This window comes from Novacetimonas cocois, from assembly GCF_003311635.1.
GTDB lineage: Bacteria > Pseudomonadota > Alphaproteobacteria > Acetobacterales > Acetobacteraceae > Novacetimonas > Novacetimonas cocois.
This window is the reverse complement of the sequence record NZ_QEXL01000002.1, coordinates 80,559-105,128: the sequence shown is the minus strand read 5'-3', so window position 1 is coordinate 105,128 and position 24,570 is coordinate 80,559. Positions and strand designations below refer to the sequence as shown.

Here is a 24,570-nt window from a genome sequence, read left to right as displayed (position 1 = left end):
TCAGGCAATGCTGTCGGGGATCAGGCGGCTTTCGAGCCACATGATTTCATCCTTGAGCAGCAGCTTGCGCTTCTTCAGGCGCTGGATATGCAACTGGTCCACTGGCTGTTCGCCCATCCGGCTGATGACGGTGTCAAGGTCGCGATGCTCGCTGCGCAGTTCGTGCAGCTTGCGAAGGAGGGTATCCCGGTCTGTCAGCATGGCGCTCCATCCAGCACATGAACATGACGCCATCCTAAGCACATCGCATGCAAAAAACGAAATGATGGCGAATTCGCGCAAGGGTGCGATTTTGTCATGGCATCGGGCAATCGGGTTGCGTTAGCGTACCCCCGTCGTAGCCAAACATGCTGGAGGAGAGTCCATGCTGTACGAAGCGCGTATCAACAGCCTCAAAACCCGTCATGCTCGTCTGGATGACCAGATTTTTGACGAAGACAGGCGCCCCATGCCCGACCAGCGGGTGCTGATGCGACTCAAGCTTGAGAAACTGCGACTCAAGGAAGAAATCGAACGGCTCAGCCTTCAGGGCTGATGCAGGGTCCGTCCCCCTGCCGCACGGGGCGGCAGGGGGACGGCAGCCCGCAGATCAGACCGGGTCGTTGTCGAGTTCGATCGGCGGCGGGACGGCCTGTCCCTCCCGGGCGAGGCGATCGTTGGCGGCCGCCACCATCGCGTTCAGGTCCGTCTGGCTGCACAGGCCCAGGATGACCGGGTCGCGCGGCTTGATGTTCGCGCTGTTCCAGTGCTGGCGCGTGCGGACCTTTTCAATCGTATCCTTGGTCGTGCCCAGCAGCTTGACCATCTGCACATCCGACAGCTGCGGGAAATTGCGCAGCAGGAACGCAATCGCGTCGGGACGGTCATTACGCTTGGCCACCGGGGTATAGCGCGCGCCCTTGGACCGGCGATGGATCGGGTTGGGGGCCGGCAGGACCTTCAGGCGCTGTGCCGGGTCCTTTTCGCAGCGGTCGATTTCCGCCTGCGTGACCTGATGGTTCTTGACCGGGTCATAACCCACGATCCCCTGCGCGACCTCGCCATCCGCGATTGCCTGTACCTCCAGCGGATGCATGCCACAGAATTCGGCGATCTGGGTAAAGGTCAGCGCAGTCTTTTCAATCAGCCACACGGCGGTGGCCTTGGGCATAAGGGGCAGAGCGTTCATTGCAAAACAGGTCCTACTGCGTGTGATGGCGCCACGCGCAGGCACCTCGGAACGAAGGGCAAATCGTCAATGCCCCCGCGGGCATCGTGCGTGCCTGCTGGCGCGCAAGAAACAAAAGCACTTGATGGGATGGGATATGAAGGCGCGGCCATGCAAAGGTCAAGTATGTTGTGCGCGCAACGGCGTATTTCATCACCATTGCCGACATGCGGTCCCGTAAATGAAAAAAGGGAGGCCGCGATGATGCGGCCTCCCCCTTTACTGTCATGCCTGACCGGACCTCTTTCCGTCAGGCGGCCTGCCGGGCGGCGCCGGCGTGACTGGCCTCCGCATCATGCGCGCCGAACGTGCTTGGCAACGGCGCGGGGACGGAGCCGGTTGTGGCATGTTCGCTGGCACCGGCCGCCTGCGGCGCGGGCGCGGCATGTTCGGCCGGGGTCGGAACCGTGGCGCGCGCGCCGGACGAAATGGGAATGCGCCGTGGCTTCAGCGCCTCGGGAACGATGTGGCGCACCTCGATGCACAGCAGTCCGTTATCGAGGTTGGCGTTTTCCACCACGATATGGTCGGCCAGCACGAAGCGTCGCTCGAACGCGCGCTTTGCGATGCCGCGATACAACATTTCGCGGTCGGGCTGCGTGCTGGACACGCGTCCGGCAACGATCAGCGTGTTGTCCTGCACCGTCAGTTCGATGTCATCCGGCCCGAACCCCGCCACCGCCATCGTCAGCATGTACTGCGACTCCGCCAGCTTTTCGATGTTGTAGGGGGGATAGGACGGGCTGACGGGGTTCTGCGCCGCCGTATCGACCAGTTGCGCCAGACGGTCGAATCCGATCGCGCTGCGGAACAGGGGGGCAAAATCGTAACTCATGAAAACCTCCTGAAAGTGAGCAAGGCCTGTTGTCATGCGGTCCCTCGATATGGAGCGGACCGCGATTTCCGGTAGTTCATCGCAACCCGACATGCGGCATTGCGACACACTGGAAATGGAAATGCCCGGTCCCTTTTTCAAGGGCCGGGCATTTGCGTGCTGACAGGCAGGCCTGACTGCGGAGGGAGGTTTTACGCCCCTCAGGACTTCTTGCGCTGGCCCAGGCCACCGAACTTCTTGTTGAACTTCGCCACCTGGCCCCCAGTATCGAGCATGCGCTGCACGCCCGTCCACGCCGGATGCGACTTCGGATCGACGTCCAGACGCAGGGTCGCGCCCGGTGTGCCATAGCAGGAACGGGTCTTGAACTCGGTCCCGTCGGTCATGATGACGGTGATTTCGTGATAGTCGGGGTGGATGCCGGGTTTCATGTTCAACAACTTTCGCGCGTTGGGGACCCCGATGCCGACCGGGGCATAACTTTCGCTGGCGTATAGACGAGGACGCCGTCCCGATCAACATCTGATTGCCCCGCCATCCGTAATGCGGCGGCGCATGCGTTCCTTCATGTATCCGCCGCGTTGCGGATGGCGGAAATCTGTCACCTTTCCGCATCACCCGGATGACGGAGCGCATGGCATGTCATTTCCCCTGTCGTAAATGGGATGACAGATTGTTAGACAGTGCAGGAGAGTGATTTTCAAAAGAGGATGATACAGCATGGCGCAAAAGCCAACACACCTGCATGTGCCTGAAATCCACGCCCCCAGCTGGCTGGGGGATTTCCGTGCGTTCCTGATGCGCGGAAACGTGGTTGATCTTGCGGTCGGTGTGATCATCGGCGCGGCTTTCACCGCGATCGTCAACAGCCTGGTGAAGGACATCTTCACCCCGTTCCTGGGCCTCCTGATCGGCGGCATCGATTTCACGAACCTTTTCATCACCCTGCGCGGCCCGCACATGCCCACCCTGGCGGATGCGCAGAAAGCCGGCGCGGTGACGCTGAATATCGGCGTGTTCCTCAATGCCGTGATCCAGTTCATCATTATCGGTTTCGTGATTTTCTGGGTGGTGCGGATCATTTCGCGCTTCGCCGCCAAGAAGGACGCGGCGTCTGCCGCTCCGCCGCCGCCGCCGCGCAGCGAAGTGCTGCTTCAGGACATTCTTGATGTCCTCAAGGAACAGGAAAAGACCAAGACGACGCCGTCTGCCTGATACGGCTTTGCCGTTGCGTCCATGCGAGGCGGGTCCGGCCACGGTGCCGGGCCCGCCTTTTGCGTTCATGGGGGCATGTGACGGGGCGGGCGTGACGTGATCCCTTGCCTATCGTGTCGCGGAACGTGCTAGGCTCCGGCCCGATGAAAAGCATTTTCAGGCAATTACGAATATCGGTCATCGCCGCGGCCGGTTGCTGCATTCTTGCGGGCTGTCATGGACAGCAGCAGGTGCGTGATGTCGGTCACCTGCCCCGCGATGTGCAGAACTACCTTCTGGTGACCACCTACGCGATGGCGGAGGGGGGCCTGCTCAGCCGCGTTCAGGACGGTGCCCTGTCGCGCGACCAGGTGCTGGATATGTCGATTTCCCTGAAATACGGCCGCCTCATGGTCCTGAACAACCTGATGCATCCCTCCCACCGCAGGCGGGAGCGCGCGCGTCAGGCGGTGGAACTGATCATTGCCTGCACGGCGCAGCCGGATACCCTCAGCAAGGATGCGCCACCCGCGCCGCACTGCATTACCGACCCCCATGCCCTGCTGAAAAACGCCAGCAAAATAAAGCCGCCACGATAAGGGGCTGTTTGAAAACAGCCTGTCGGGGTCTGTTCGGAATTATCGTGAATTGATGATTGCAGTGGCCAGATGGATCATGGCTGCAAAGGATCCGTCTGTCCTGTTGCTTCGCAGGGCGACGCGAATGAACTTGTTGAGCTTGCAGAAGAAGTTCTCGACAGGATGGCGCGCTTTGAACAGGATTCCAGCGGATGGGTGTCTGTTAAGGCGATACCTGCGCTGGGGAATGACCATGCAGGCACCTTGCGTGCATATGGCATCCACGATCCAGTGAACGTTGAATGCCCTGTTGACGATGCCCTCCTGAAGTCTGCTGGTTCAGGAAAAGGAAGCAGCCCCGACCGTATCGTAATTCGGGCCGGGGAGGCGCGTCAGGTTGCCCAAGGCATCCGTCAACACAAAACAATCCATGCAGGCTTTGAACCAAAACAGGGCGCTTCAGAAAACATAATCCCCAACAGATCTTGGGAAAAGCTTCACCAAAAACCGCCCTATGATTGCGGAATGTCCCAAACGCAGTCCTTCAGTTGGCCTTGAGCGATTCCCTGAGCATCTCCAGCTCCAGCCATCTTTCTTCTGCCGCCGTCAGGTCCGCCTGCGCTTTTTCCAGCTTCAGCGTGGTGGCGGTGAAGCCGTCCGGGTCACGGGCATACAGGCCCGGATCCGCCAGGATGGCGCGCAGGCGTTCGACCTCTTTTTCCAGATCCGCGATCTGTCCGGGCAGCCGTTCAAGCGCATGCTGGTCCTTGTATGACAGCTTGCGGCTGGTGGGTCGGGGTGCTGGGGCGGCGGATTGCGCCGGACGCGCCTTTGCCGGGGGGGCGGCCAATGGCCGGGCGGCAAGTGTTTCGTCCTGACGCTGTGCCAGCATGTCGCTGTAGCCGCCGGCATATTCAACCCATCTGCCTTCGCCTTCCGCCATCAGCACCGAAGAGGCGACCCGGTCGAGGAAATCACGGTCATGGCTGACCAGCAGGACGGTCCCCGCGTACTGCGCCAGCATGTCCTGCAGCAGGTCCAGCGTTTCAAGGTCAAGGTCGTTGGTCGGTTCGTCGAGCACCAGCAGGTTGGACGGCCGTGCCAGCGCGCATGCCAGCATCAGGCGTCCACGCTCCCCCCCTGACAGGACACCCACCGGCGTGCGGGCCTGTTCGGGGCGGAACATGAAGTCCTTCATGTATCCGATGACATGGCGTTTTTCATGCCCGACCTGCACCATGTCACCACCGCCGCCCGTCAGCGTGTCGGCCAGCGTGCGGTTGGGGTCGAGCTGCCTGCGCTGCTGGTCCAGCGTCACGATGGACAGGGCCGTGCCGACCGTGACCGTGCCGCTGTCGGGCGTGTCCTGCCCTGTCATCAGGCGCAGCAGGGTACTCTTGCCCGCGCCATTGGCCCCCACGATGCCAAGCCTGTCGCCACGCAGGATGCGCAGGTCCAGATCACGCACCACCGTATGTTCGCCATAGGATTTGCTGATGTCCTCGGCCACCGAAACCAGCTTGCCCGACAGTTCGGCCTCGCGCGCTTCCATCTTTGCGCCGGTGGCGGGCTTGATCGCCTCGCGCCGGGTCTGGCGCAGGGCGGCGAGTTCAGCGACGCGGCGGACATTGCGCTTGCGCCGCGCCGTCACGCCATAGCGCATCCAGTCTTCTTCGCGCGCGATCTGGCGGTCCAGCTTGTGCGCGTCGCGCTCTTCCTGTTCCAGCACCTCTTCGCGCCATGTCTCGAACCGGGCAAAGCCCTGGTCCAGACGGCGCGTGACACCCCGGTCCAGCCAGACGACCGAACGTGACAGCGTTTCCAGCAGACGGCGGTCATGGCTGATGATGACCATGGCGGAGGACAGCGACAGCAGTTCGCGTTCCAGCCATTCGATGGTCGGCATGTCGAGATGGTTTGTCGGTTCATCGAGCAGCAGCAGGTCAGGCTCCGGCGCCAGGGCCCGCGCCAGCGCGCACCGCCGTGCCTCCCCCCCCGACAGGTTGGCGGGGTTTTCGCGCCCCGTCATGCCCAGTTCGGACAGGAGGGCGGCCGCCCTGTAATCCGGATCCCCCGGCCCCATGCCCGCCAGCACGTAATCCAGCGTGGTTTCGAACCCCGACAGGTCGGGTTCCTGCGGCAGGTAGCGCACGGTCGTGCCCGGCTGGAGGAAGCGCGTGCCGCTGTCGGCCTGCAGTTCGCCCGTCGCGATGCGCAGCAGGGTCGATTTGCCGCAGCCGTTGCGGCCCACAAGGCAGATCCGTTCACCGGGCGAGACGCCAAATCCGGCCCCGTCCAGCAGCGGCGCGCCACCAAGGGTCAGAGTAATGTCCTGAAGAAGAAGGAGGGGAGGTAAGGCCATGCGCGTTTGTCACCTACTCCCGCCGCAGGTGCAAGGGGTCAGCGGACCGTTGCTTCCAGCGTGCGCAGGAACGCCTGTCCCCATCCCAGCGCGGTGCAGCCCTCAAGGTTGCGGCGACATGTCCGCCAGCGTTCGCGGCGTTCTTCCCTGGGCATGCCAAGGGCGTGGTTCAGCGCGTCGGCCAGGTCGTCATGATCCAGCGGATTGACCAGCAGCGCCCCATCCAGCTGCCGCGCGGCCCCGGCCATGCGCGACAGGATCAGCACGCCCGGATCATCCGGGTCCTGTGCCGCGACATATTCCTTGGCCACAAGGTTCATGCCATCGCGCAGCGGCGTGATGTATCCGATCTTCGCCTGTCGCATGTATCCCGACACGACCCGGCGCGGGCTGCCGCGCGTCAGGAAGCGCAGCGGGGTCCAGTCGGCCTGTCCGCGGCGGCTGTTCAGCCTGCCGATCAGTCCCTCCAGCTCCGCGCGCAGGGCCTTGTAGGACGGCACGTCCACTCGGCTTTCCGCCGCGATCTGCAGGAATGTCACGTTGCGCTGCCAGATGGGATAGCTTTCGAGCAGCCGGTCATAGCCCGCCAGTCGATCGCACAGCCCCTTGGTCGGGTCCATCCGGTCCACGCCAAAGATCAGCTTGCGCCCCGCGAGGGAAGAGCGGAGCTGCTTGAGTTCCGGGACCTCGATGGCGTCGGCGGCCGTCTTGGCAAAGGCTTCGGGGTCGATTTCCACGGGGAACGTGTTGACGCGCACCGTGTGCCCCTCGAACTGCAGGGTGTCGTGCGTGACCAGCGTGGCCCCGGCCGTGCGCTGCGCCGCGAAGATGAAGTTGGCCGTATCGTCGCTCGTCTGGAAACCCAGAAGGTCCGCGCACAGCATGTCACGCAGGAACGTCCCCCCGTCAGGGGCGATCGCCAGCATGTCCGGCGCGGGGAAAGGCGTGTGCAGGAAAAAGCCGATCGGCATTTTCACCCCCTTGCGGCGCAGCAGCGCGGCAAGGGGCAGCAGGTGATAGTCGTGGATCCAGATCGTGTCGTCGGGCCTGAGCAGCGGCAGGAGGTTGGCGCAGAACCGTTCGTTCACCGACCAGTAGGTCGCAAGTTCGCGCCGTTCGAAATGTATGAACTCCGGCAGGGAGTGCATCAGCGGCCACAGGGTCGAATTGGAAAAGCCGGTATAGTAATGCTTGTGTTCGGCCGGGGTCAGGCCAATGGTCGCGTATTCGACGCCCCCCGCCTGCTGCATCTGCGGCGGGGTCGTTTCGGCGTCCGCGCTGGTGGTGCCGTTCCATCCGAACCACATGCCCCCCTGAAGGGCGAGCAGGTCATGCAGTACAACCGCAAGCCCGCCGGGCCTCAGGCCTTCTTTCGGGACGGGGACGCGATTGGAGACGATGACCAGCCGTTTCATGTTTTCCTCTTCCAATCTGTCCGGGCCCTCATGCATGCGCGATCGGGTGACCTCACAATGTCGCAGGCACCTTGACCGATGCAAGCCGGTCGTCGTCATGCCTGTGTCGCGTGTCTGTTCTGCGCCTGGCCGGAAGATGCGCGCCGCGCCCCGGGCGCGCGGCGGAAGGGGCCTGTTATCAGGCCACGGACATCATCGTCCCACGGACATTAGCATCGCGGGAACATCACGTCCCGGACATCAGGTCAGGGGCAGGCCGCCGCTGACCGCCTGGTATGTCGCGATCGCCAGTGTCAGGGGCTCGAACGGCTTGGTGATGACAAAGGCCGGTTCGATCCGTTCGCCCGTCAGCAGGCGTTCGGGATAGGCGGTGACGAAAATCACCGGGATGTTCTGCTGCTGCAGGATCTGCGACACCGCCGTCATGCCGTCCCCGCCAGCGCCAAGGTTGATGTCGGCCAGGATCAGGCCGGGACGGGTGCGGGTGGCGATTTCGACCGCCTCCTTTTCCGTGGCGGCCACGCCGGCGATCCTGTGGCCGCATTTATGCACCAGTTCCTCGATATCCATCGCGATGATCGGTTCGTCCTCGATGATGAGGACGTTCGTCTGCGCGCAGGATTTCAGGCCGGCATAGGCACGTTCCAGCGTGGCGCGCGCGGTGGCCTCGTCCAGTCCCAGGACACGCGCGGCATCCGCAAGGCTCAGCTCCTCCAGCGCGGTCAGCAGCAGCAGTTGCCGGTCCAGCACCGTAAGGTCGCCGCCATGCGGTGGCGCGGACGAGGTATAGTGGCGCGATATCCATTGATACAGTCGAAGACGAGGGCGCAGGGCGGGGTCGTCAACGGCGATGAGTTCACGCAGGCTCTCAGCCACCAGGAGATCCCCCCGTGACTGGCTGCCTGACAGCGCCCTGGCATAGCGTCTGGCATAGGGAAGGGCGCGGAGCAGATCTTGACGCCGGGAAAGCGGCATGTGGACTTCATCCCCCCGAAGAAATTGTTACACCGTAAACCATTACAGCGTAGGCTGCGCTACTGGAGTTATGGAGAGCTAAACAAACTGACCCAGAGCATATCAGCCAGTTCACAGACCGTAACCCAACTGCGCAAGGAGATCATGTCTCTTTTGCCGCATTTGCGTGGGTTTGCCAGATTTTTGACCGGCGAGGTCTCGTCCGCTGACGACCTTGTGCAGGAAACCGTGCTGCGCGCGCTGGCGGGGCTGGACCAGTTCCAGCCGGGCACGAACATGCGGGCGTGGCTTTATACCATCGCGCGCAATCTTTTTTATGAAACCGCGCGCCGGCGCAGGCGTGAGCGGGACGTGATGTCCGATTACGCGGCCAGTCCCGACCGCGCGCAGTCCGACCGGCCCGCAAGCGACGGCGACGACCTGCGCGATCTGGACGGGGTGATATGGCAGCTGACCCCCCGCCTGCGTGAGGCGCTGATCCTGGTTGGCGTGCAGGAAATGACCTATGCCGAGGCGGCGGAGGTCTGTGGCGTCAGCGTGGGCACGCTCAAGGCGCGGGTGTCGCGGGCCAGGACGCAGATCATGGTCATGATCCGCGCCGGTCGCGGCGCGGCGGCACCGCCCGCAGCCGGGTCAGATCCCGATTCCGACGACTGATACGGCGGAGCCGTGCGAAGGGGCAGCGACAGGGATCGCTGCAACTCACGGTTTCGTTACATTATGGATGCAACCCTTTTGCAAGCCCGTTCATTGCACAGGTATGAAAGGGGACAAGACAATGACAAATGACTTTCACGACCAGGTGATAGCACTCCTGCCCCGACTGCGGGTCCAGGCCCTCTCCCTGACGCGCAACCGTGCTGCGGCCGATGATCTGGTGCAGGACGCCGTATGCAACGCGCTGTCCGCACAGCACAGCTTTACCCCCGGTACGAATTTCCCCGCGTGGATGCATCGCATCCTGCGTAACCGTTTCATCTCCGACCTGCGCAAGAAGCGCGAGACCGGCGATATCGAGGACGTGCCCACCGCCGCCCTTGCCTGCAGTGGCGCGCATGAGGAACGTCTCGCGGTCAAGGAACTGGCCAGCGCGATGGATCGCCTGCCCGCCGACCAGCGCGAGGCGCTGGTGATGGTGGTGATGCAGGGCATGAGTTACGAGGAACTGGCGGAAGTCAGCGGCTGTGCCGTCGGCACAGCCAAAAGCCGTGTTTTCCGCGCGCGCCGCCAGCTTGAGACATGGCTGGAAGGCGAGGAGCAGACCACCGAAACGGTGCGCCTGCGCAGTGTGGTCGCCCGCCTGCGGCAGGGCACGGCCTCGCGGCTGGAAGCCCGTTCCCGATAGGGACGGCTGCACATTAATTAGTTATTAAATGACGCTTTGAATTGTGATCAAAATGTGGCACGTGAGGAGACGGGGTCCGTATGTCCCCGACTTCTTTCGGAAAATAGATTGCAACTGCGATGCTTATCCGAAGTTTGTGAATAAATGAATATAAGCTTCGGGATAATGAAATGCCGTTAAAGGAGAACTGTCCTCCTAGGCAACCAGAGAAAAAGAACAAGAACAGTTCGAATGATGCGTTCGAATTGTGGTTGAAGCGGGGACTGCACCAATTGTTCGATGATGTCGCCAATGAACCGGTACCTGAGGAATTGCTGCGATTGATCAAGAACGATCGCGAGCGCAAGAAATAGATGAAGAAATGGTTTCGCCGTTCCTCGTCCGGGAATGGCGAGGGCAGGTCCCATCGCACCCTGCTGCGCATCGGGCGGATGTTCGATGCGGTGCGGGTCCGCATGATGGCCATCATCCTGTTCGCCGCCATGCCGATTGCCCTGATCGGGGGTGTGCAGGCGTGGCGGAACTATCACAAGACGCTTGCCGCCCCCGGATATCGTACCGACCTGACGCTGGAACGTGTCAACCTGGAAATCCGTCACGAAGTCGATGACCTTGGCGGCATGCTGCGGGTTGTCGGCCACATGGCGCTGGATGATGACGGCATCCGGCACATGCTGGAACTGGCGCAGTCCCTGACCGGCCATCATTACGAACAGATCGCGCTGGTGGACGCGCTGGGCAATGTCGTGACCCAGGTCGGCCGGTCGACGAATGAAAAGCGCCTTGTCCTTGATGACATGCCGCGCTTTCAGGGCGACGTGCGTGTTTCCTATATCACTGCCGACGGGCAGGGGCAGGGTATTCCCACCGCATTCCGCGTGACCGTGGCGACCATGATCGGCGATGGCAGCGGCCATCTGGCGCGCAATGGCTTCCTGACCGGCATCATGCCGCTGTCCTGGCAGGACCGGACAATGCGTCCGGGCGACTCCCGGCCCGAGATCGTGCAGCGTGACAGTCCTGTCGCCATCTGGATCATGAGCCCGAATGGATCGGCCGCGGCACCACTGTGCGGGGATTGTGGCTGGCCCGCGATGCCATCGCCCATGCTGATGGAACGGGTACGGCGCATCATGCATTTCGGCCGTGACCATGCGCGCGGCACGCTGCCCGATGGGGCATTTTCCCTTGGCCGGGTGGAGGGGGGCGTTTTCGTGCTGGCGGCCACGCGGCGTAACGCCAACGAACGCCATGCCGTCCTGATGTTCGCGATCGCACTGGTCACCAGCGGTCTGCTGCTGCTGACCGGCCTGCTGGGCGCGTCGAAAAGCGCGGATGTCCTGATCGTCTCCCCGCTGCGCAAGCTGACGGCCTCGGTCAATCTGTGGCAGCTGGGGGGCGTGTACGACGTGCGTTCCAACTGGGCGATGCCGTTCGAGGTGCGACAGCTCGCCCATGCCTTCAGCAAGGCGACGCGCAGGCTGGCGCGGCATGAGCGTCGGCTGGAACGCGCGGCGGTGCGTCAGGAGCTGCTGCTCAAGGAAATGCATCATCGGGTCAAGAACAACCTGCAGATCGTCGCCTCCCTGCTCAACCTCCAGGCCGACCGCATCACGCAGCCCGCCGCGCGGGAGGAATTCGCGCAGGCCCGCGACCGGGTGCGCGCGCTTGCGACGCTGCATCGCTATCTCTATGCCGAAGGCGGCCTGTACAACCTGAACATGCAGAGTTTCGTGCGTGAACTGTGCGGACAGATCATGCATGCGATCGGCGAGCCGGATGACGGTCGCATCACGCTCGACATTCAGGTCGAGGACCTGCTGATGGTGCCCGATCAGGCGGTGCCGCTTGCCCTGATCGTGACCGAGGCGGTCAGCAACACCATCAAATACGCCTTTCCCGACCATGCCCGTGGCACGCTGGAGGTCGGGCTGCGGCAGGTGGACAGGATGCGGGCATGCCTGTGGATCGCCGATGACGGCGTGGGCATGGCGGCAGGCCGCGTGCGACGCGGAGGGGATGAGCGCAGCGGCATCGGCCTGCAGCTGATCCGTGGCTTTGCCCGCCAGCTTGGCGGGGAACTCCAGATGTTCGAGGAAAACGGCACGCGTTACGTGCTTGTATTCGTCATCCAGCAGCCCGAACCCGATCAGGACGATATCTGAGGGGTAAAAAACGCATGGCTGCCCCATGCAGGCGTTACAGCCACATGGGGCCTGATGACTGTCCCTGACCCGGTTCCTTCGGTATAGGGAGCGATCATGAGTGATGACAAGACAGTGATGAAGGCGTGGACGCGGGCGCAGTCACGTCTGGGACGCAGGCAGGCCATGCCCATCGTATGCCTTGGTCTGGTTTCCAGCATGCTCGGCGCGGGACAGGTATGGTGCGTGGCCAATGTTCTGGGCCATGTGCTTGCGCCTTCGCCCGGCGGGTCCGTCGCATGGTCGCTGGTGGCACTGGTGGTCCTTGCGGTGCTGCGCGCTGGGTGTCAGGCGATGTCGGACATGGCGGCGGCACGCGCGGGCATGGGCGCGCGCAGGCGGCTGCGTGGTGACGTGCTGTCCGCCATCCTGCACGGCGGCCCCGCCCTGCTGCGCCAGCATCACAGCGGGGCGCTGACGGCGCTGGCGGTGGACCGGATCGAGGCGCTGGACGGATTTTTCGCCCGCTGGCTTCCGGCCTCCATCCTGTGGGTGGCGGCCCCTTTCGTCCTTGGCGTCATCGCCGCCTTCGTGCAGCCGGGATCGGCCCTCATCATGGCGCTGTGCGGGATCGCGGTGCCATTTGGCCAGGCGCTTTTCGGCATTGGCGCGGCGGTTGCCTCTCGCAACCAGTTCCTTGCGATGCAGCGCCTTCAGGCGCGCTTCCTCGACCGGGTGCGCGGGATCGCGACCATCGTTCTGGCGGGCCGGACCGAGGACGAGGCGCGCAGGCTCGCCATTTCCGCCGATGACCTGCGGCGGCGCACGATGAAGGTGCTGCGCGTGGCGTTCCTGTCCTCCGCCTCCATCGACTGTGCCATGGTGGTGGCGCTTGTGCTGATCGCGCTGCGCAATGGCGCGACCCTGCTGGCGCTGCATCAGGCGGGCGCGCCCGCGACGCAGATGACGGAAACGGCGGTCAGGGCGCTGTTCGTGGTGCTTCTGGTGCCGGAATTCTTTGCGCCGTTCCGTGGGCTGGCACTGGCCTATCAGGATCGCGCCCATGCCTCCGGCGCGGCGGCTGCGATGGTCGCCCTTCCTGCCCCGCAGGAAGTGCGTGCGGCGCAGGACAGGGTGCTTGACGTGGCCGGGCATGGCGTCGGCGTGCGGTTCGAACATGTGGATTTCATGTGGGATGCGGCGCGTGGGCCGACATTGCGCGATATCAGTTTCAACGTGCCCGCAGGCCAGACGCTGATCCTGACCGGGGCGTCGGGGTCGGGCAAGTCCACGATCATTGAAATGCTGCTGGGCTTCATTACGCCCGCACGGGGCCGCATCCTGTTCAATGACACGGACATGACCACGATCCCGCCACAGGCGCTGAGTGCCATGATCTCCTGGATCGGGCAGAAGCCGGTGCTGTTCGCGGGCACCCTGCGGGAAAACATCCTGTTCGCCCGTCCCGACGCGGACGAGGCGTCGGTGCAGGCCGCCATCCATGCGGCTTCGGTCGACCGGTTCGCCGGCGACCTGCCGCAGGGACTTGAAACCCGTATCGGCGAAGGCGGCTTCGGCCTGTCGGGCGGGCAGGCGCAGCGTATCGCGATCGCGCGCGCCTTCCTCAAGGACGCGCCGCTGCTGCTGCTTGATGAACCGACCTCGCACCTTGATCCCGCGACGGAGGCGGACGTCTTCGACTGCCTGCGCAGGCTGGCGCAGGGCAGGACCGTCATCCTTGCCAGCCATTCGGCATCGGTCGGCATGTTCACGGGACAGCGGGTGGAGCTGGATCATGGACAGGTGATTTCAGGGGAAACGGCGGCATGATGAGATCGCGTACGGAACATCGCCATCATACAGGCAGGCGGGAGCATGTGTTCGCGCCCGTGCTGACCATCCTGTCGATCTGGCGGCTGCGCGCGCCCCTGCTGACGGCGGGCTGCATCCTGTCGCTGCTGGCGCTGCTGTGTGGCCTGCTGCTGACGCGCGAGGCGGGGATCCGTGTCGCGGGCATGGCGATGGGCGGCATCGTGATCACCGTCGCGGCCCTGCGGGTCCTGGGCGTGGCGCGGGTCGGCCTGCGGTATGTGGAACGCCTGGTGACCCATGACGCGATGTTCCGCGCGCTGGCGGACGTGCGTGTGTGGTTCTTCCGTCATCTGGCGCGTGGCGCCGCGGCGGGACTTGGCTTTCGCAGGGCGGGCGATCTGCTGTCGCGCCTTGTCTCGGATGTGGAGACGCTGGACGGGCTTTACCTTCGCATCATCGTGCCGCTGGCCGGCGCGGTCATGGTGCTGCCGTTCCTGTTCCTTGCCATCAATCTGGTCAATTCGCCCCTTGCGATCGTCATCGCGGTCCTGTTCGCCATTGGCGCGTTCGTGATGCCGGTCTGTGCCGCCGTCCTTGCGCGGCGTGACGGCGGGCTGGTCAACCATCAGGCCGCACAGCTGCGTATTGGCGTGCTGGACATGGTGACGGGCCTGCGTGAAATCCGGACCTTCGGGGCGGAGGGGCGGATGCTCGCCAACGTCACGGCGCGGGACGAGGCCCTGTTCCGCGCGCAGATGCGCCAGTCCCGTGCGCTGGCCCTTGCCGGCGGGGCGTCGTACCTGTGCGGGCAGCTTGCTGTTGTCATCGTGCTGGCGGCGGCACTCGGGATCGGTGGCATGGGACCGCTGGCCCCGCTGCCGGCGGCGGGCGTGCTGTTCCTGACGGTCGCGGCGTTCGAAAGCATCGGCGGCCTGACCCGTGCGGGGGCGCTTGCGGGCAATGTCACCCGCGCGGCGGAACGCGTCGTCGGGGTCGATGACAACGTCCGGCACGCGGCCCCGCAGGGCAGCGCCCCGGCACCCGCTGGCACCGATATCCGTTTCGAGAACATCACTTTCCGCTGGAGCGAGGATCGCGTGCCGGTGTTCGATGGCCTGTCGCTCGACATTCCGGCAGGCAGCCGCGTTGCGGTGCTGGGGCCGTCAGGCGCGGGCAAGTCCACGCTGGCCGCGCTGCTTCTCAAGGTGGTGGCGCCGGATTCCGGGCGCGTGCTGCTGGGGGGCGAGGATATCGCCGGCATTTCCGACGATGCCCTGCGCCAGCGCATGGCGTGGCTGTCGCAGGCCACCCACCTGTTCGAGGATACGATTCGCAACAATTTGCTGCTGGGCCGTCCGGATGCGTCCGACGATGACCTGTGGGTCGCGCTGGACCGCGCGCGGGTTGGCGATCTGGTGCGCGACATGCCCGAAGGCCTTGATACATGGCTGGGTGAAGGCGGGGCGAGCGTATCGGGCGGACAGGGACGGCGCATCGCGCTGGCGCGGACCCTGCTGTCGCACGCACCCATCCTGATCCTTGACGAACCCGCCACCGGGCTGGACGCGGAAACGGAGCAGGACTTCCTGCGGACCCTCAATGAAGTGACGCAGGGCCGGACGGTCATCCTGATCGCCCATCGCCTGACCGGGGTGGAGCAGCTCGACAGAATATGGCGTATTTCGGGCGGCCATGCGGTGGCGGTGGCGCGATAATGAATGCCCGCCGCCCGGAAAGGATTGACGTAGGTCCGCTGTGGGGGCACGAAGTAGCGGAAATTACGGATCGTATCGCGCCTGCGCAGGATGCGGGGACGCGGTTCCGACGGTCCCGCGTAAATATATTTTTATCAGGAGTGGTCCATCATGCGTCGCCTGTCTATCCTTCTGGGTCTTGGTCTGCTGGCGGGTTGCGCGGGGGGGCACCCTGCCAAATACGTCGTGTTCTTCACCCAGAACTCCACCCAGATCGATCCCCCGGCCCAGACGGTCATCTCGCAGGCCGCGCAGCGCGCCCTGTCGCATAACGGTACCGTCCGGGTCGAGGGATATGCGGCGGCGTCCAAGGACCTGTCGGCTGATGAACTGCTGGCGATCGACCGCGCCAAGATCGTGGCGCGCCAGCTGGCGGTCGATGGCGTGGATGCCAGCCGCATCCGTCAGCAGCCCCGTGGCCCCGTGAATAACGAGGACGGCGCCCTTGCGTCGCGTCGCGTCGAGATCGAGGTGACCCGCAACTGATCCCCGACGGGATGATCCGTCCGGTGATCCGGTTTTTTCGTCTGCCGGTGGATGTGTGACGATGGCCCAGGACATTGACACATCCCCGCGCGGCATACTGTCACGCATATTTGGCTTTCCTGATTTCCGGGGCCTGCAGCAGCAGGCCGTGGATCAGGTGATGGCGGGACAGGACTGTCTGGTCCTGATGCCCACCGGCGGCGGCAAGAGCGTATGCTATCAGGTGCCGGCGCTGAGCCGTCCCGGCACGGGGCTGGTGATTTCGCCCCTGATCGCGCTGATGGACGATCAGGTCGCGGCCCTGCGCCAGCTTGGCGTCAATGCAGGCGCCCTTCACTCCGAACAGGAAGCGGACGATGCCATGCGCGTCCGTTCCGACCTTGCCGCCGGGCGGCTTGATATCCTGTATGTTTCCCCCGAACGGCTCCTGTCGCCGGGCATGCTTGAACGGCTGTCGCGTCTGACGCTGTCGGTCATCGCGATTGACGAAGCGCACTGCATTTCCGCGTGGGGACATGAATTCCGTCCCGAATACCGGGCGCTGGCTTCCCTGCCGCAGCATTTCCCCGGCGTGCCGCGCATCGCCCTGACCGCGACGGCCGACCCGCGCACGCAGAGCGATATCCTCGAAGCGCTGGCAATGCCCGACGCTACGGTGCTGAAGGCGAGCTTCCACCGTCCCAATCTTGATGTCGCCGTCAGTCCCAAGACGTCGGAGATGCGCCAGCTTGTCAGCATCCTTGACCGTCACAAGGGGGAGGCAGGCATCGTCTATTGCGGCAGCCGCAACAAGACGGAGCGGATCGCGAAATCCCTGTGCGATCGGGGTTATGTCGCGCTGGCCTTCCACGCCGGCCTGTCGCCGGTGGAAAAGCGCGCGGTCCTGATGCGCTTCCGCTCGGGCGAGGCGGTGGTCATTGTCGCGACCATCGCGTTCGGCATGGGCATTGACCGCCCTGACGTCCGCACGGTGATCCATCTGGACATGCCGGCCTCGCCCGAGGGATATTACCAGCAGATCGGCCGTGCCGGACGCGATGGGGAAACCGCCGAAACCGTGCTGCTGTATGGCGGCGACGACATCGCGCGCGCCCGTTACTGGCTGGAGCAGTCCAACGCGCCCGAAGCCCAGCGCCGCATCATGAGCGGCCGGCTGGAGGCGATGATCGCGCTGGCGGAGACCACGGGATGCCGGACGGAGGCCCTTCTGGCCTGCTTTGGCGAACGTCTGGACCAGCCATGCGGGCATTGCGACAACTGCCGCAATCCCGCGGTCACGTTCGATGGTACGGTTGCGGCGCAGAAGGTACTGTCGGCCATATACCGCACGGGGCAGCGTTTTGGTGCGGTGCATGTGGCCTCCGTCCTGCGGGGCAAGACATCGGACATGGCCGGACGGCACGGGCATGACAGGCTGAGTGTCTTTGGCATTGGCAAGGACCGTCCCGAAGTCTTCTGGCGTGGCGTCATCCGGCAGCTGATCGCGCGGGGGGCGATTCGGGTCAGCGGGGAATATAATGCCCTCTCCCTTGACCAGGCGCGCGCGCGTCCCATCCTGAGGGGGGAGGAAGTCGTTTCCCTGAGGGAGGACGCAACGGACGACCTGCGTGCGGCCGGAGGCGAACGGCGCGGCGGCGGCAGGCTGGATCCCGATACGCTGCCGCCGGAGGTGGCGCGGCTGTACCGTGCCCTCAAGGCATGGCGTCTGGGGGAGGCGCGGGAGCAGGAAATCCCGCCCTATGTGATTTTTCACGACGCGGTGCTGCATGACATCGCGCGTGAACGTCCCGCCAGCCTGCATGAGCTGGGCACCATCAAGGGCGTGGGATCGTCAAAGCTGGAACGTTATGGCGACGCGGTCCTGCAGGTCCTGTCCGAGACGCCGCCAGAATGACGCCGCCGAAGTGACGTCGCGTCTGCGGCGGATGTGTTTTTCTGTTATGCAATCATGCCGGCGGGGCCTGTATCGGGCCATGCAAGCCGGAACTTCTGCCTGTAATGAGTAATTCCCATGCGTTGCCCGTTTTGTGGACATGAAGATACCCAGGTCAAGGACAGTCGCCCGCACGAGGACGGGGCCGCGATCCGCAGGCGCCGTATCTGTGCCTCCTGCGGGCAGCGTTTCACGACGATCGAGCGCATCCAGCTGCGTGACCTGATCGTGGTCAAGGCGGATGGCAGGCGCGTGCCGTTCGAACGTGACAAGCTGGCGCGTTCGGTACGGATCGCCCTGCGCAAGCGCCCGGTTGATGAGGAGCGCATCGAACGCATCGTCAACGGTCTGGTCCGGCATCTCGAGGCGGCGGGGGAGCCGGATATCCCCTCGGTCGATATCGGGCGCAGGGTGATGGAAACTTTGCGGGAGATCGATTCGGTGGCCTATATCCGGTTTGCCAGCGTGCATTGGGATTTCAGGGAAACCAAGGATTTCGCCGCGATACTGGAGACGATCTCCACCTCTGTCGCGGCGGATACGGCCCCAAAGGACGACGATCAGGCCCCTATGGCGGATAAATGACGCCAAAAGCCTATGGACCCGATGCGTCAAAGAGGCGATGAAGCCCTGATTCCGCACGATGCCATAGCAGGAGACAGCACATGACACAGACAGGCGCCGACGCCCCCACCGGCGGCAAGAACAGGTCGAGGACGGCATCGCGCGTGGGCGCGGTGCAGGCGCTGTTCCAGATCGAGCAGGCGGGCGACAACCCCGAGACCGTGGTGTCGCAGTTCACGCGCCATCGCCTGGCGAGCGGGAACGTCCCTTCGGAATATGCCGAAGGGCAGGTACCCGATGCCGATGTGCGCCTGTTCACTGCCATCGTGCGCGGCAGCGTGGCGCGCAGGGAACAGATTGACGCAATGGTCATCGACGTCCTGCCGTCATCATGGCCGATGGAGCGTCTGGACCCTGTCCTGCGCGCGCTGCTGCGCGCGGCGGGGGGCGAACTGACCGCTGCGGACCCCGCGCCCAGCCGCGTCATCATCAACGAATACATGGATGTGGCGCACGGTTTCTTCTCCGGCGATGAACCGCGCATGCTCAATGGCGTCCTTGACGCGATGGCACGCAGGATCGCGGGCGAAGCGCCCCGTCAGGCGGAAGTACCCGCCCCGTCCGCGCCGGATGCCGGGCCATCGGCCGGCTGAGCCGCGCAAAGGGCGCCACAGTCGCCTGAAAGACGAGGTCGCATGTCGCAGCATTCCTCTGGCGGACCTGCCGCCCTGCCTGCGGAATTTGGGTTTATCGGGCGCATCTTTCGTCCGCTTGCCGGGGAAGGGGCGCTGGATCTGCGCGATGACGCGGCTGTCGTCACGCCCCCGCCGGGACGGCAGATGGTGATGGCGGTCGATGCGATGGTCGAGGGCGTGCATTTCCTGTCCGATGACCCGCCCGATACGATCGGGCGCAAGCTGCTGCGCTGCAACCTTTCCGACCTCGCCGCAATGGATGCGACGCCATTGGGTTACCTGCTGACGGTGGCGCGTCCCCCGGGATATGCGGAAGCCTGGTTCGCGGATTTCGCCGCCGGGCTGCATGCGGACCAGCAGACATATAACCTCGGGCTTCTTGGGGGCGATACGACCTCCACCACCGGGCCACTGGTGCTGTCATTGACGATCGTGGGGCATGTGGCCAGCGGCTGCGCGTTGCAACGCTGCACGGCGCGCGCGGGCGACGGGCTGTGGGTAAGCGGCACCATCGGGGATGGGGCGCTCGGGCTGCTGGCCCTGCGGGGACAGGTGGCTGACCCCAATCATGTGCTTGCGCAACGCTATCGCCTGCCCATCCCCCGGCTGGGGCTGGAACTGCATGGGATCGCGACGGCGGCGATGGATGTTTCGGATGGGCTGGTGCAGGACGCGGGGCATCTGGCGCGTGAAAGCGGGCTGGACGTGGATATCGATGTCGATCGTATTCCACTGTCGGACGCGGCGCGCGCTGCCGGTCCGCAATGGCGCGAAACCTGCCTGACGGGCGGGGACGATTACGAACTGCTGCTGGCGGTGCCCCCGGATCGGGAAGAGGCACTGGAACGTCAGGGCCGTCGCCACGGCGTACCCATGACGCGCATCGGACGTTTTACCGATGCCGCCAGCACGGTGGGCGTCGTGCGGCTGCATGATGCGCAGGGCGGGACGGTCAGGGTCGCGCGTCCCGGATGGAGCCATCTGTAAGCCGCGCCAGCCAAATCATCGCCATGATTCCGCCTGACCGCCGCGATCATCAATTCACGATAATTTCCAACGGATCCCGGAAAAATTTCCAACGGATCCCGGAAAGCTTCGGGGAACGCTGCCTTTTTGGAAATAAGGCGGCACCCGAAAACTGTCCACCAATAACGGTCCCTGGGCCGGGCACCATGCCTGCATCGCGTCAGTCCGGGAAACGCAGCACGCCTGATGCTTCCATCCGCGCGCGAGTATCCGCGATGCTTTGCCCCACGGCAAGGGCGGCGGCCAGCGCCCGGCGGCCCGCCTGCGCATCGACCAGAACCGGCGCGCCATCAAGGCAGGATGCCGCGAACGCCTCGTGCTCCGCCGCCAGCGTGTCATGGTCGCTCCACGTTACGCTCTGCCGCCGGAAGCCGCCGGTACCCGGCAGGGGCAGGCCGCTTTTGCGTCCGATCATCGTCAGTTCGCGCCGCATGAAATCCGCCGACAGGTATCCCTCCTGCGAGAAGAGGCGCATGCGCCGTTCGGTCTTCAGCGAAATGCGGCTGGCGGTAATGGTCGCGACACAGCCATTTTCAAACCGTACGCGCGCGTTGGCGATGTCTTCATGCTCCGAACTGACGGCCGCCCCCAGCGCATCGACGCTTTCGATCGGGCTGTCCACGATCGCGAGCACGAGGTCGAGGTCATGGATCATCAGGTCGAGGATGACGGAAACATCCGTACCGCGCGGCTTGTAAGGCGCGATACGCGTGGCCTCGATATAAAGCGGGCGGCTGATCCGCTCGGTAATGGCGCGGTGCTCCGCCGAATAGCGCAGGAGGTGGCCGACCTGCAGTACCAGCCCACGCGCGCCGGCCAGTGCTGCCAGACGGTCGGCCTGCTCCAGCGTTGCGGCGATCGGCTTTTCGACAAGGACATGCCGCCCCGCCTCCAGCGCCTGTTGCGCCAGTTCGAAATGATATTCCGCAGGGGCCGCGACCACGATGGCATCGGAAACCTCCAGCAGCCGGGCATAGGACAGGGCGGGCGCGCCGCCTGCTTCCCGCCCGACCTGTTCGGCGCGTGCATGGTCCGGATCGTATATGCCTGACAGGCTCTCCCGGGCGGAGGACGCGACCTTCAGCGCATGGTAACGCCCGAAATGTCCCGCCCCCGCGATTCCGACCCTTAACCGCCGTCCCGCCGTTGCGCCATCCGATCGTCCCTGCGTCATTGCCGCCGCTCCAAACCATCCGTGTTTTTTTCGAGCAGTGTCATGAATGGGCGCGATTAACAACCCGCGCCCCCGCACCCCAGCCCCCACCACGGGCGGCAGGACGCCGCGCGCCATCCGGGCCGCGTGGATGCGACAAAACGGCAACGCAATGATCCCGACATCCGCAACAGCGGTTGCATCCTGCGCTGTGGACCGGCATGTTCCCGCCCTGTTGTGATGCGTCATGGCACCATGACGCCAGCAGATACGACACCAACAGACAGGGAGCCGGTCGCGGCCGGGCGTGGGGAGCACTCCTTTCAGTCATGATGTATTATAGTCGGCTCAAGATGGCTTCGGTCCTTGGCGTATGCCTCATCGGCCTGGCGCTGTGCCTGCCCAATTTCATACGCCAGCCCGTGGCCTCCATCCCATGGCGGCAGATTCACCTCGGGCTTGACCTGCGCGGCGGGTCCTACCTGCTGCTTCAGGTGGACATGCAGAGCGTCACATCAGATCGCCTGCGGACCCTGACCGATGAAACGCGCCAGACGCTGTTGAAGAACGGGCTTGGCTATCGCAACCTCACCACGGGCGCGCGGGCGGTGACGTTCACCCCGCGCGCGCCGACGGAGGCCGAGGCCGACCTGAAGGCACTGCGCGCGATGCCGATGAACGTGCCATCGGAATTCACCGTGACGCAGGCGCCTGACGGCCTGGTATCCGTCGCCCTGTCGGACGAGGCCAGCCACCAGCGCGCGCGCGACGCCATCACCCAGTCGATCGAAATCGTGCGCCGCCGCATTGATGCCACCGGCGCGATCGATCCACAGATCACCCGTCAGGGCGAGGACCGGATCATTGTCGAACTGCCCGGCATCAGCGATCCGGAGCGCGTGAAGCACCTGCTGGGCACGACGGCGAAGATGACCTTCCACCTTGTCGCGGATTCCGCGATCGGTTCGGCCGTGCCGCCGCCCGGCGTGACCATCCTGCCGATGAGCGACGCCGCACTGGGCACGCTTCCGGTCTATAACCATGTCGATGTCGATGGCGCGGACCTGACCAACGCCAGCGCCTCCATCGATCAGCAGAGTGGCGAATGGGCCGTCAATTTCACCTTTGATTCCGTGGGCGCCCGGCAGTTTGGCGAGGTCACGCGCACCAATGTCGGCAAGCGTTTCGCCATCGTGCTGGACAACAAGGTGATCGAGGCCCCGGTCATCCGCACCGCCATCACCGGCGGGTCGGGCCAGATCACCGGCGGGTTCAGCGCGCAGCAGGCGACCGACATGGCGCTGCTGCTGCGGGCCGGCGCGCTGCCCGCGCCGCTGAACGTGATCGAGCAGCGTTCCATCGGGCCGTCGCTGGGCGCCGATTCGATCCGGGCCGGCGCGATGAGCCTGCTGGCCGGACTGGTGCTGGTGATCGTGTTCATGGCGCTGTTCTATGGCCGGTTCGGCTGGTACGCGAACATCGCGCTGCTGGCGAACCTGGTGCTGATGATCGCGATCCTGTCGATGTTCGAGGCGACGCTGACGCTGCCGGGCATGGCGGGCATGCTGCTGACCCTGGGCATGGCCGTGGATGCCAACATCCTGATCAACGAACGCATCCGCGAGGAAATCGCGCGCGGCCGCACCGCCCTGCAGGCGATGCAGGCGGGTTTTGAACGCGCCACCTCCACCATCATCGACAGCAATGCCACCGCCCTGCTGGCGCATGTCATGCTGTTCGTTTTCGGAACCGGGCCGGTCAAGGGCTTTGCCCTGACCATCACGATCGGCATCGTGACGACCCTGTTTACCACCCTTGTGCTGTCGCGGATGCTGATGGTGCGCTGGTACGCGCGCACCCGTCCGACAGTCCTGCCGGTCTGAGGCGCGCTGACATGATGCTTGATCGTCCCCTTCTGCGTTTTGTCCCCCGTGGCACGAAAATCGATTTCATGCGCGGGCGCTTCATCGGGCTTGCGACGTCGGCCGTGCTGTCGATCGCCTCCCTGATCCTGTTTTTCCATCCCGGCCTGACGCTCGGCCTCGACTTTCGCGGCGGCATCGTGGTGGAGGCCCATACACAGGGTCCGGCCGACGTGTCGGCCATCCGCGCGGCGCTGGCGACGCAGCATGTCTCGGCCGCCGGTGTGCAGTCATTCGGCGGCCCGGACGACGTGCTGATCCGCCTCGACACCCCACCGCAGAGCGATCCCGCGCATGAGGCGCAGACGCAGGCGCTGGTGGATTCCGTGCGCCATGCCATCGGCACCATCCCCGGCGCGCAGGTCCTGCGGGCCGACGCGGTCGGGGCGTCGGTGTCGGCGGAGCTGTTTCGCAACGGCATGCTGGCGCTGGGCATCAGCCTGCTGATGATCCTGGCCTATATCTGGTTCCGTTTCGAATGGGAATTCGCAGTCAGCGCCGTGGTCACGCTGGTGCTGGACCTGACCAAGACCGTTGGCTTCCTCGTGCTGACGCATTTCGAATTCGACCTTGTGATGGTCGCCGCGATCCTGACGATCCTTGGCTATTCCACCAATGACAAGGTGGTGGTCTATGACCGTATCCGCGAAAACCTGCGCAAGTACCGTTCCATGCCGCTGGCGGAACTGATCAACCTGTCGATCAATGAAACGCTGAGCCGCACGCTGGGCACGTCGTCAACGGTGTTCCTGGCCGCGCTTCCGCTGGCCCTGTTCGGGGGGGCAAGCCTGTCTGGCTTTGCATGGGTCATGCTGTTCGGGATCGTGGTGGGCACGTCCTCGTCCATCTTCATCGCAGCCCCCCTGCTGCTGCTGCTGGGGGAAAAGCGACTGCGCCGCAGCGCGCGTCCGCCCGCGCGCAACTGATGCGTTCCGCCTGTCCCCGGCGAACATAATCCGTCCGGGGGCAGGCGGTCATTTACAGGTCGTTCGCTGCCGTTGCGGCCGATCCTTCATGACAGCTCTGGCTGCCTGTTTGAAAAGGCAGGCCCTGAATAATACCCTGAAAATGGATAAGAGTTTTTGGTGAAGCTTTTTGCAAAAAGCTTCATGAAGACGCCGCCTTTTTGAAAAAAGGCGGCACCCAAAAACTTTTACGTTTAAAAAACAG

The 24,570-nt window shown here is 64.3% G+C and carries 25 protein-coding genes; 17 read left to right on the top strand and 8 right to left on the bottom strand.

Translation table 11 applies throughout. The features are described 5' to 3' along the window. Positions 1-201 carry a YdcH family protein gene (locus NJLHNGOC_RS02175; RefSeq protein WP_110527590.1) on the bottom strand — a complete coding sequence of 67 codons (201 nt, stop codon included), beginning with the start codon at positions 199-201 and terminating at the stop codon, positions 1-3. A gap of 163 nt (positions 202-364) precedes the next feature. Here NJLHNGOC_RS02175 and NJLHNGOC_RS02170 point away from each other — a divergent pair, with 163 nt between their 5' ends. Beyond that, the gene (locus NJLHNGOC_RS02170; protein WP_110527189.1) at positions 365-535 is read left to right on the top strand and encodes a YdcH family protein; all 171 of its coding nucleotides are present in this window, start codon (positions 365-367) and stop codon (positions 533-535) included. 54 nt (positions 536-589) lie between these two features. On the opposite strand, the gene NJLHNGOC_RS02165 is transcribed toward NJLHNGOC_RS02170, so the two are convergent. The 3 genes from NJLHNGOC_RS02165 to rpmE form a co-directional block, all read right to left on the bottom strand. Beyond that, on the bottom strand, positions 590-1,168 hold the full coding sequence (locus NJLHNGOC_RS02165) for a DUF1013 domain-containing protein (protein WP_110559469.1): 579 nt from the start codon (positions 1,166-1,168) through the stop codon (positions 590-592). A 289-nt stretch (positions 1,169-1,457) separates the two neighbouring features. Next, complete coding sequence (locus NJLHNGOC_RS02160; protein WP_113594892.1) at positions 1,458-2,042, bottom strand: Hsp20 family protein; 585 nt, start codon at positions 2,040-2,042, stop codon at positions 1,458-1,460. Positions 2,043-2,242: 200 nt separating this feature from the next. Then, entirely contained in the window at positions 2,243-2,473 is a 231-nt protein-coding gene (gene rpmE / locus NJLHNGOC_RS02155) for a 50S ribosomal protein L31 (protein ID WP_113594891.1), read from the bottom strand. 289 nt (positions 2,474-2,762) lie between these two features. Here rpmE and mscL point away from each other — a divergent pair, with 289 nt between their 5' ends. The 3 genes from mscL to NJLHNGOC_RS15585 all read left to right on the top strand — a co-directional run bounded on the left by mscL (position 2,763) and on the right by NJLHNGOC_RS15585 (position 4,372). Next, the gene (gene mscL, locus NJLHNGOC_RS02150; protein WP_113594890.1) at positions 2,763-3,257 is read left to right on the top strand and encodes a large-conductance mechanosensitive channel protein MscL; all 495 of its coding nucleotides are present in this window, start codon (positions 2,763-2,765) and stop codon (positions 3,255-3,257) included. Positions 3,258-3,400: 143 nt separating this feature from the next. Beyond that, positions 3,401-3,835, top strand: coding sequence for a hypothetical protein (locus tag NJLHNGOC_RS02145; RefSeq protein ID WP_133258656.1), 435 nt, complete (start codon positions 3,401-3,403; stop codon positions 3,833-3,835). A 69-nt stretch (positions 3,836-3,904) separates the two neighbouring features. Next, positions 3,905-4,372 carry a hypothetical protein gene (locus NJLHNGOC_RS15585; protein WP_133258655.1) on the top strand — a complete coding sequence of 156 codons (468 nt, stop codon included), beginning with the start codon at positions 3,905-3,907 and terminating at the stop codon, positions 4,370-4,372. On the opposite strand, the gene NJLHNGOC_RS02140 is transcribed toward NJLHNGOC_RS15585, so the two are convergent. The 3 genes from NJLHNGOC_RS02140 to NJLHNGOC_RS02130 form a co-directional block, all read right to left on the bottom strand. Continuing rightward, positions 4,359-6,176: an ABC-F family ATP-binding cassette domain-containing protein gene (locus NJLHNGOC_RS02140; RefSeq protein ID WP_113594888.1), complete on the bottom strand. Its 1,818-nt coding sequence runs from the start codon at positions 6,174-6,176 to the stop codon at positions 4,359-4,361. The genes NJLHNGOC_RS15585 and NJLHNGOC_RS02140 overlap by 14 nt on opposite strands. 38 nt (positions 6,177-6,214) lie before the next feature. Further along, the gene (locus tag NJLHNGOC_RS02135; RefSeq protein ID WP_113595021.1) at positions 6,215-7,591 is read right to left on the bottom strand and encodes an alpha,alpha-trehalose-phosphate synthase (UDP-forming); all 1,377 of its coding nucleotides are present in this window, start codon (positions 7,589-7,591) and stop codon (positions 6,215-6,217) included. A 240-nt stretch (positions 7,592-7,831) separates the two neighbouring features. Beyond that, positions 7,832-8,566 (bottom strand): response regulator, encoded by a 735-nt coding sequence (locus NJLHNGOC_RS02130; RefSeq protein WP_113594887.1) that lies wholly within the window; start codon positions 8,564-8,566, stop codon positions 7,832-7,834. Positions 8,567-8,695: 129 nt separating this feature from the next. Between NJLHNGOC_RS02130 and NJLHNGOC_RS02125 the strand changes: the two genes are divergently transcribed. The 11 genes from NJLHNGOC_RS02125 (at position 8,696) to thiL (ending at position 20,286) form a co-directional block, all read left to right on the top strand. Beyond that, positions 8,696-9,223 carry a sigma-70 family RNA polymerase sigma factor gene (locus NJLHNGOC_RS02125; RefSeq protein WP_113595020.1) on the top strand — a complete coding sequence of 176 codons (528 nt, stop codon included), beginning with the start codon at positions 8,696-8,698 and terminating at the stop codon, positions 9,221-9,223. A 121-nt stretch (positions 9,224-9,344) separates the two neighbouring features. Then, positions 9,345-9,911 (top strand): sigma-70 family RNA polymerase sigma factor, encoded by a 567-nt coding sequence (locus NJLHNGOC_RS02120; protein WP_113594886.1) that lies wholly within the window; start codon positions 9,345-9,347, stop codon positions 9,909-9,911. Positions 9,912-10,081: 170 nt separating this feature from the next. After that, a complete protein-coding gene (locus NJLHNGOC_RS16670; RefSeq protein WP_113594885.1) occupies positions 10,082-10,264 on the top strand; it encodes a NepR family anti-sigma factor in 183 nt (60 codons plus the stop codon). Further along, entirely contained in the window at positions 10,265-12,076 is a 1,812-nt protein-coding gene (locus NJLHNGOC_RS02110; protein WP_206059686.1) for a sensor histidine kinase, read from the top strand. 96 nt (positions 12,077-12,172) lie between these two features. Beyond that, positions 12,173-13,885 carry a thiol reductant ABC exporter subunit CydD gene (cydD, locus tag NJLHNGOC_RS02105; protein WP_113594884.1) on the top strand — a complete coding sequence of 571 codons (1,713 nt, stop codon included), beginning with the start codon at positions 12,173-12,175 and terminating at the stop codon, positions 13,883-13,885. Beyond that, complete coding sequence (gene cydC, locus NJLHNGOC_RS02100) at positions 13,885-15,582, top strand: thiol reductant ABC exporter subunit CydC (protein WP_113594883.1); 1,698 nt, start codon at positions 13,885-13,887, stop codon at positions 15,580-15,582. Before cydD ends, cydC begins: the two co-directional genes overlap by 1 nt. 150 nt (positions 15,583-15,732) lie before the next feature. Next, the gene (locus NJLHNGOC_RS02095) at positions 15,733-16,107 is read left to right on the top strand and encodes an OmpA family protein (RefSeq protein ID WP_110527231.1); all 375 of its coding nucleotides are present in this window, start codon (positions 15,733-15,735) and stop codon (positions 16,105-16,107) included. 61 nt (positions 16,108-16,168) lie between these two features. Further along, positions 16,169-18,001, top strand: coding sequence for a DNA helicase RecQ (recQ, locus tag NJLHNGOC_RS02090; RefSeq protein ID WP_113594882.1), 1,833 nt, complete (start codon positions 16,169-16,171; stop codon positions 17,999-18,001). 117 nt (positions 18,002-18,118) lie between these two features. Then, on the top strand, positions 18,119-18,625 hold the full coding sequence (gene nrdR / locus NJLHNGOC_RS02085) for a transcriptional regulator NrdR (RefSeq protein ID WP_113594881.1): 507 nt from the start codon (positions 18,119-18,121) through the stop codon (positions 18,623-18,625). 80 nt (positions 18,626-18,705) lie between these two features. Continuing rightward, on the top strand, positions 18,706-19,257 hold the full coding sequence (gene nusB, locus NJLHNGOC_RS02080) for a transcription antitermination factor NusB (RefSeq protein WP_113594880.1): 552 nt from the start codon (positions 18,706-18,708) through the stop codon (positions 19,255-19,257). A gap of 42 nt (positions 19,258-19,299) precedes the next feature. Next, positions 19,300-20,286, top strand: a complete 987-nt coding sequence (thiL, locus tag NJLHNGOC_RS02075; RefSeq protein ID WP_113594879.1) for a thiamine-phosphate kinase — start codon at positions 19,300-19,302, stop codon at positions 20,284-20,286. Between the two features lie 199 nt (positions 20,287-20,485). On the opposite strand, the gene NJLHNGOC_RS02070 is transcribed toward thiL, so the two are convergent. Then, entirely contained in the window at positions 20,486-21,499 is a 1,014-nt protein-coding gene (locus NJLHNGOC_RS02070; RefSeq protein WP_113594878.1) for a Gfo/Idh/MocA family protein, read from the bottom strand. A gap of 308 nt (positions 21,500-21,807) precedes the next feature. Here NJLHNGOC_RS02070 and secD point away from each other — a divergent pair, with 308 nt between their 5' ends. Both secD and secF read left to right on the top strand, forming a co-directional pair. Then, positions 21,808-23,361, top strand: a complete 1,554-nt coding sequence (gene secD, locus NJLHNGOC_RS02065) for a protein translocase subunit SecD (protein ID WP_110559471.1) — start codon at positions 21,808-21,810, stop codon at positions 23,359-23,361. A gap of 14 nt (positions 23,362-23,375) precedes the next feature. Continuing rightward, a complete protein-coding gene (gene secF, locus NJLHNGOC_RS02060) occupies positions 23,376-24,326 on the top strand; it encodes a protein translocase subunit SecF (protein WP_113595018.1) in 951 nt (316 codons plus the stop codon). Positions 24,327-24,570 lie beyond the last annotated feature (244 nt).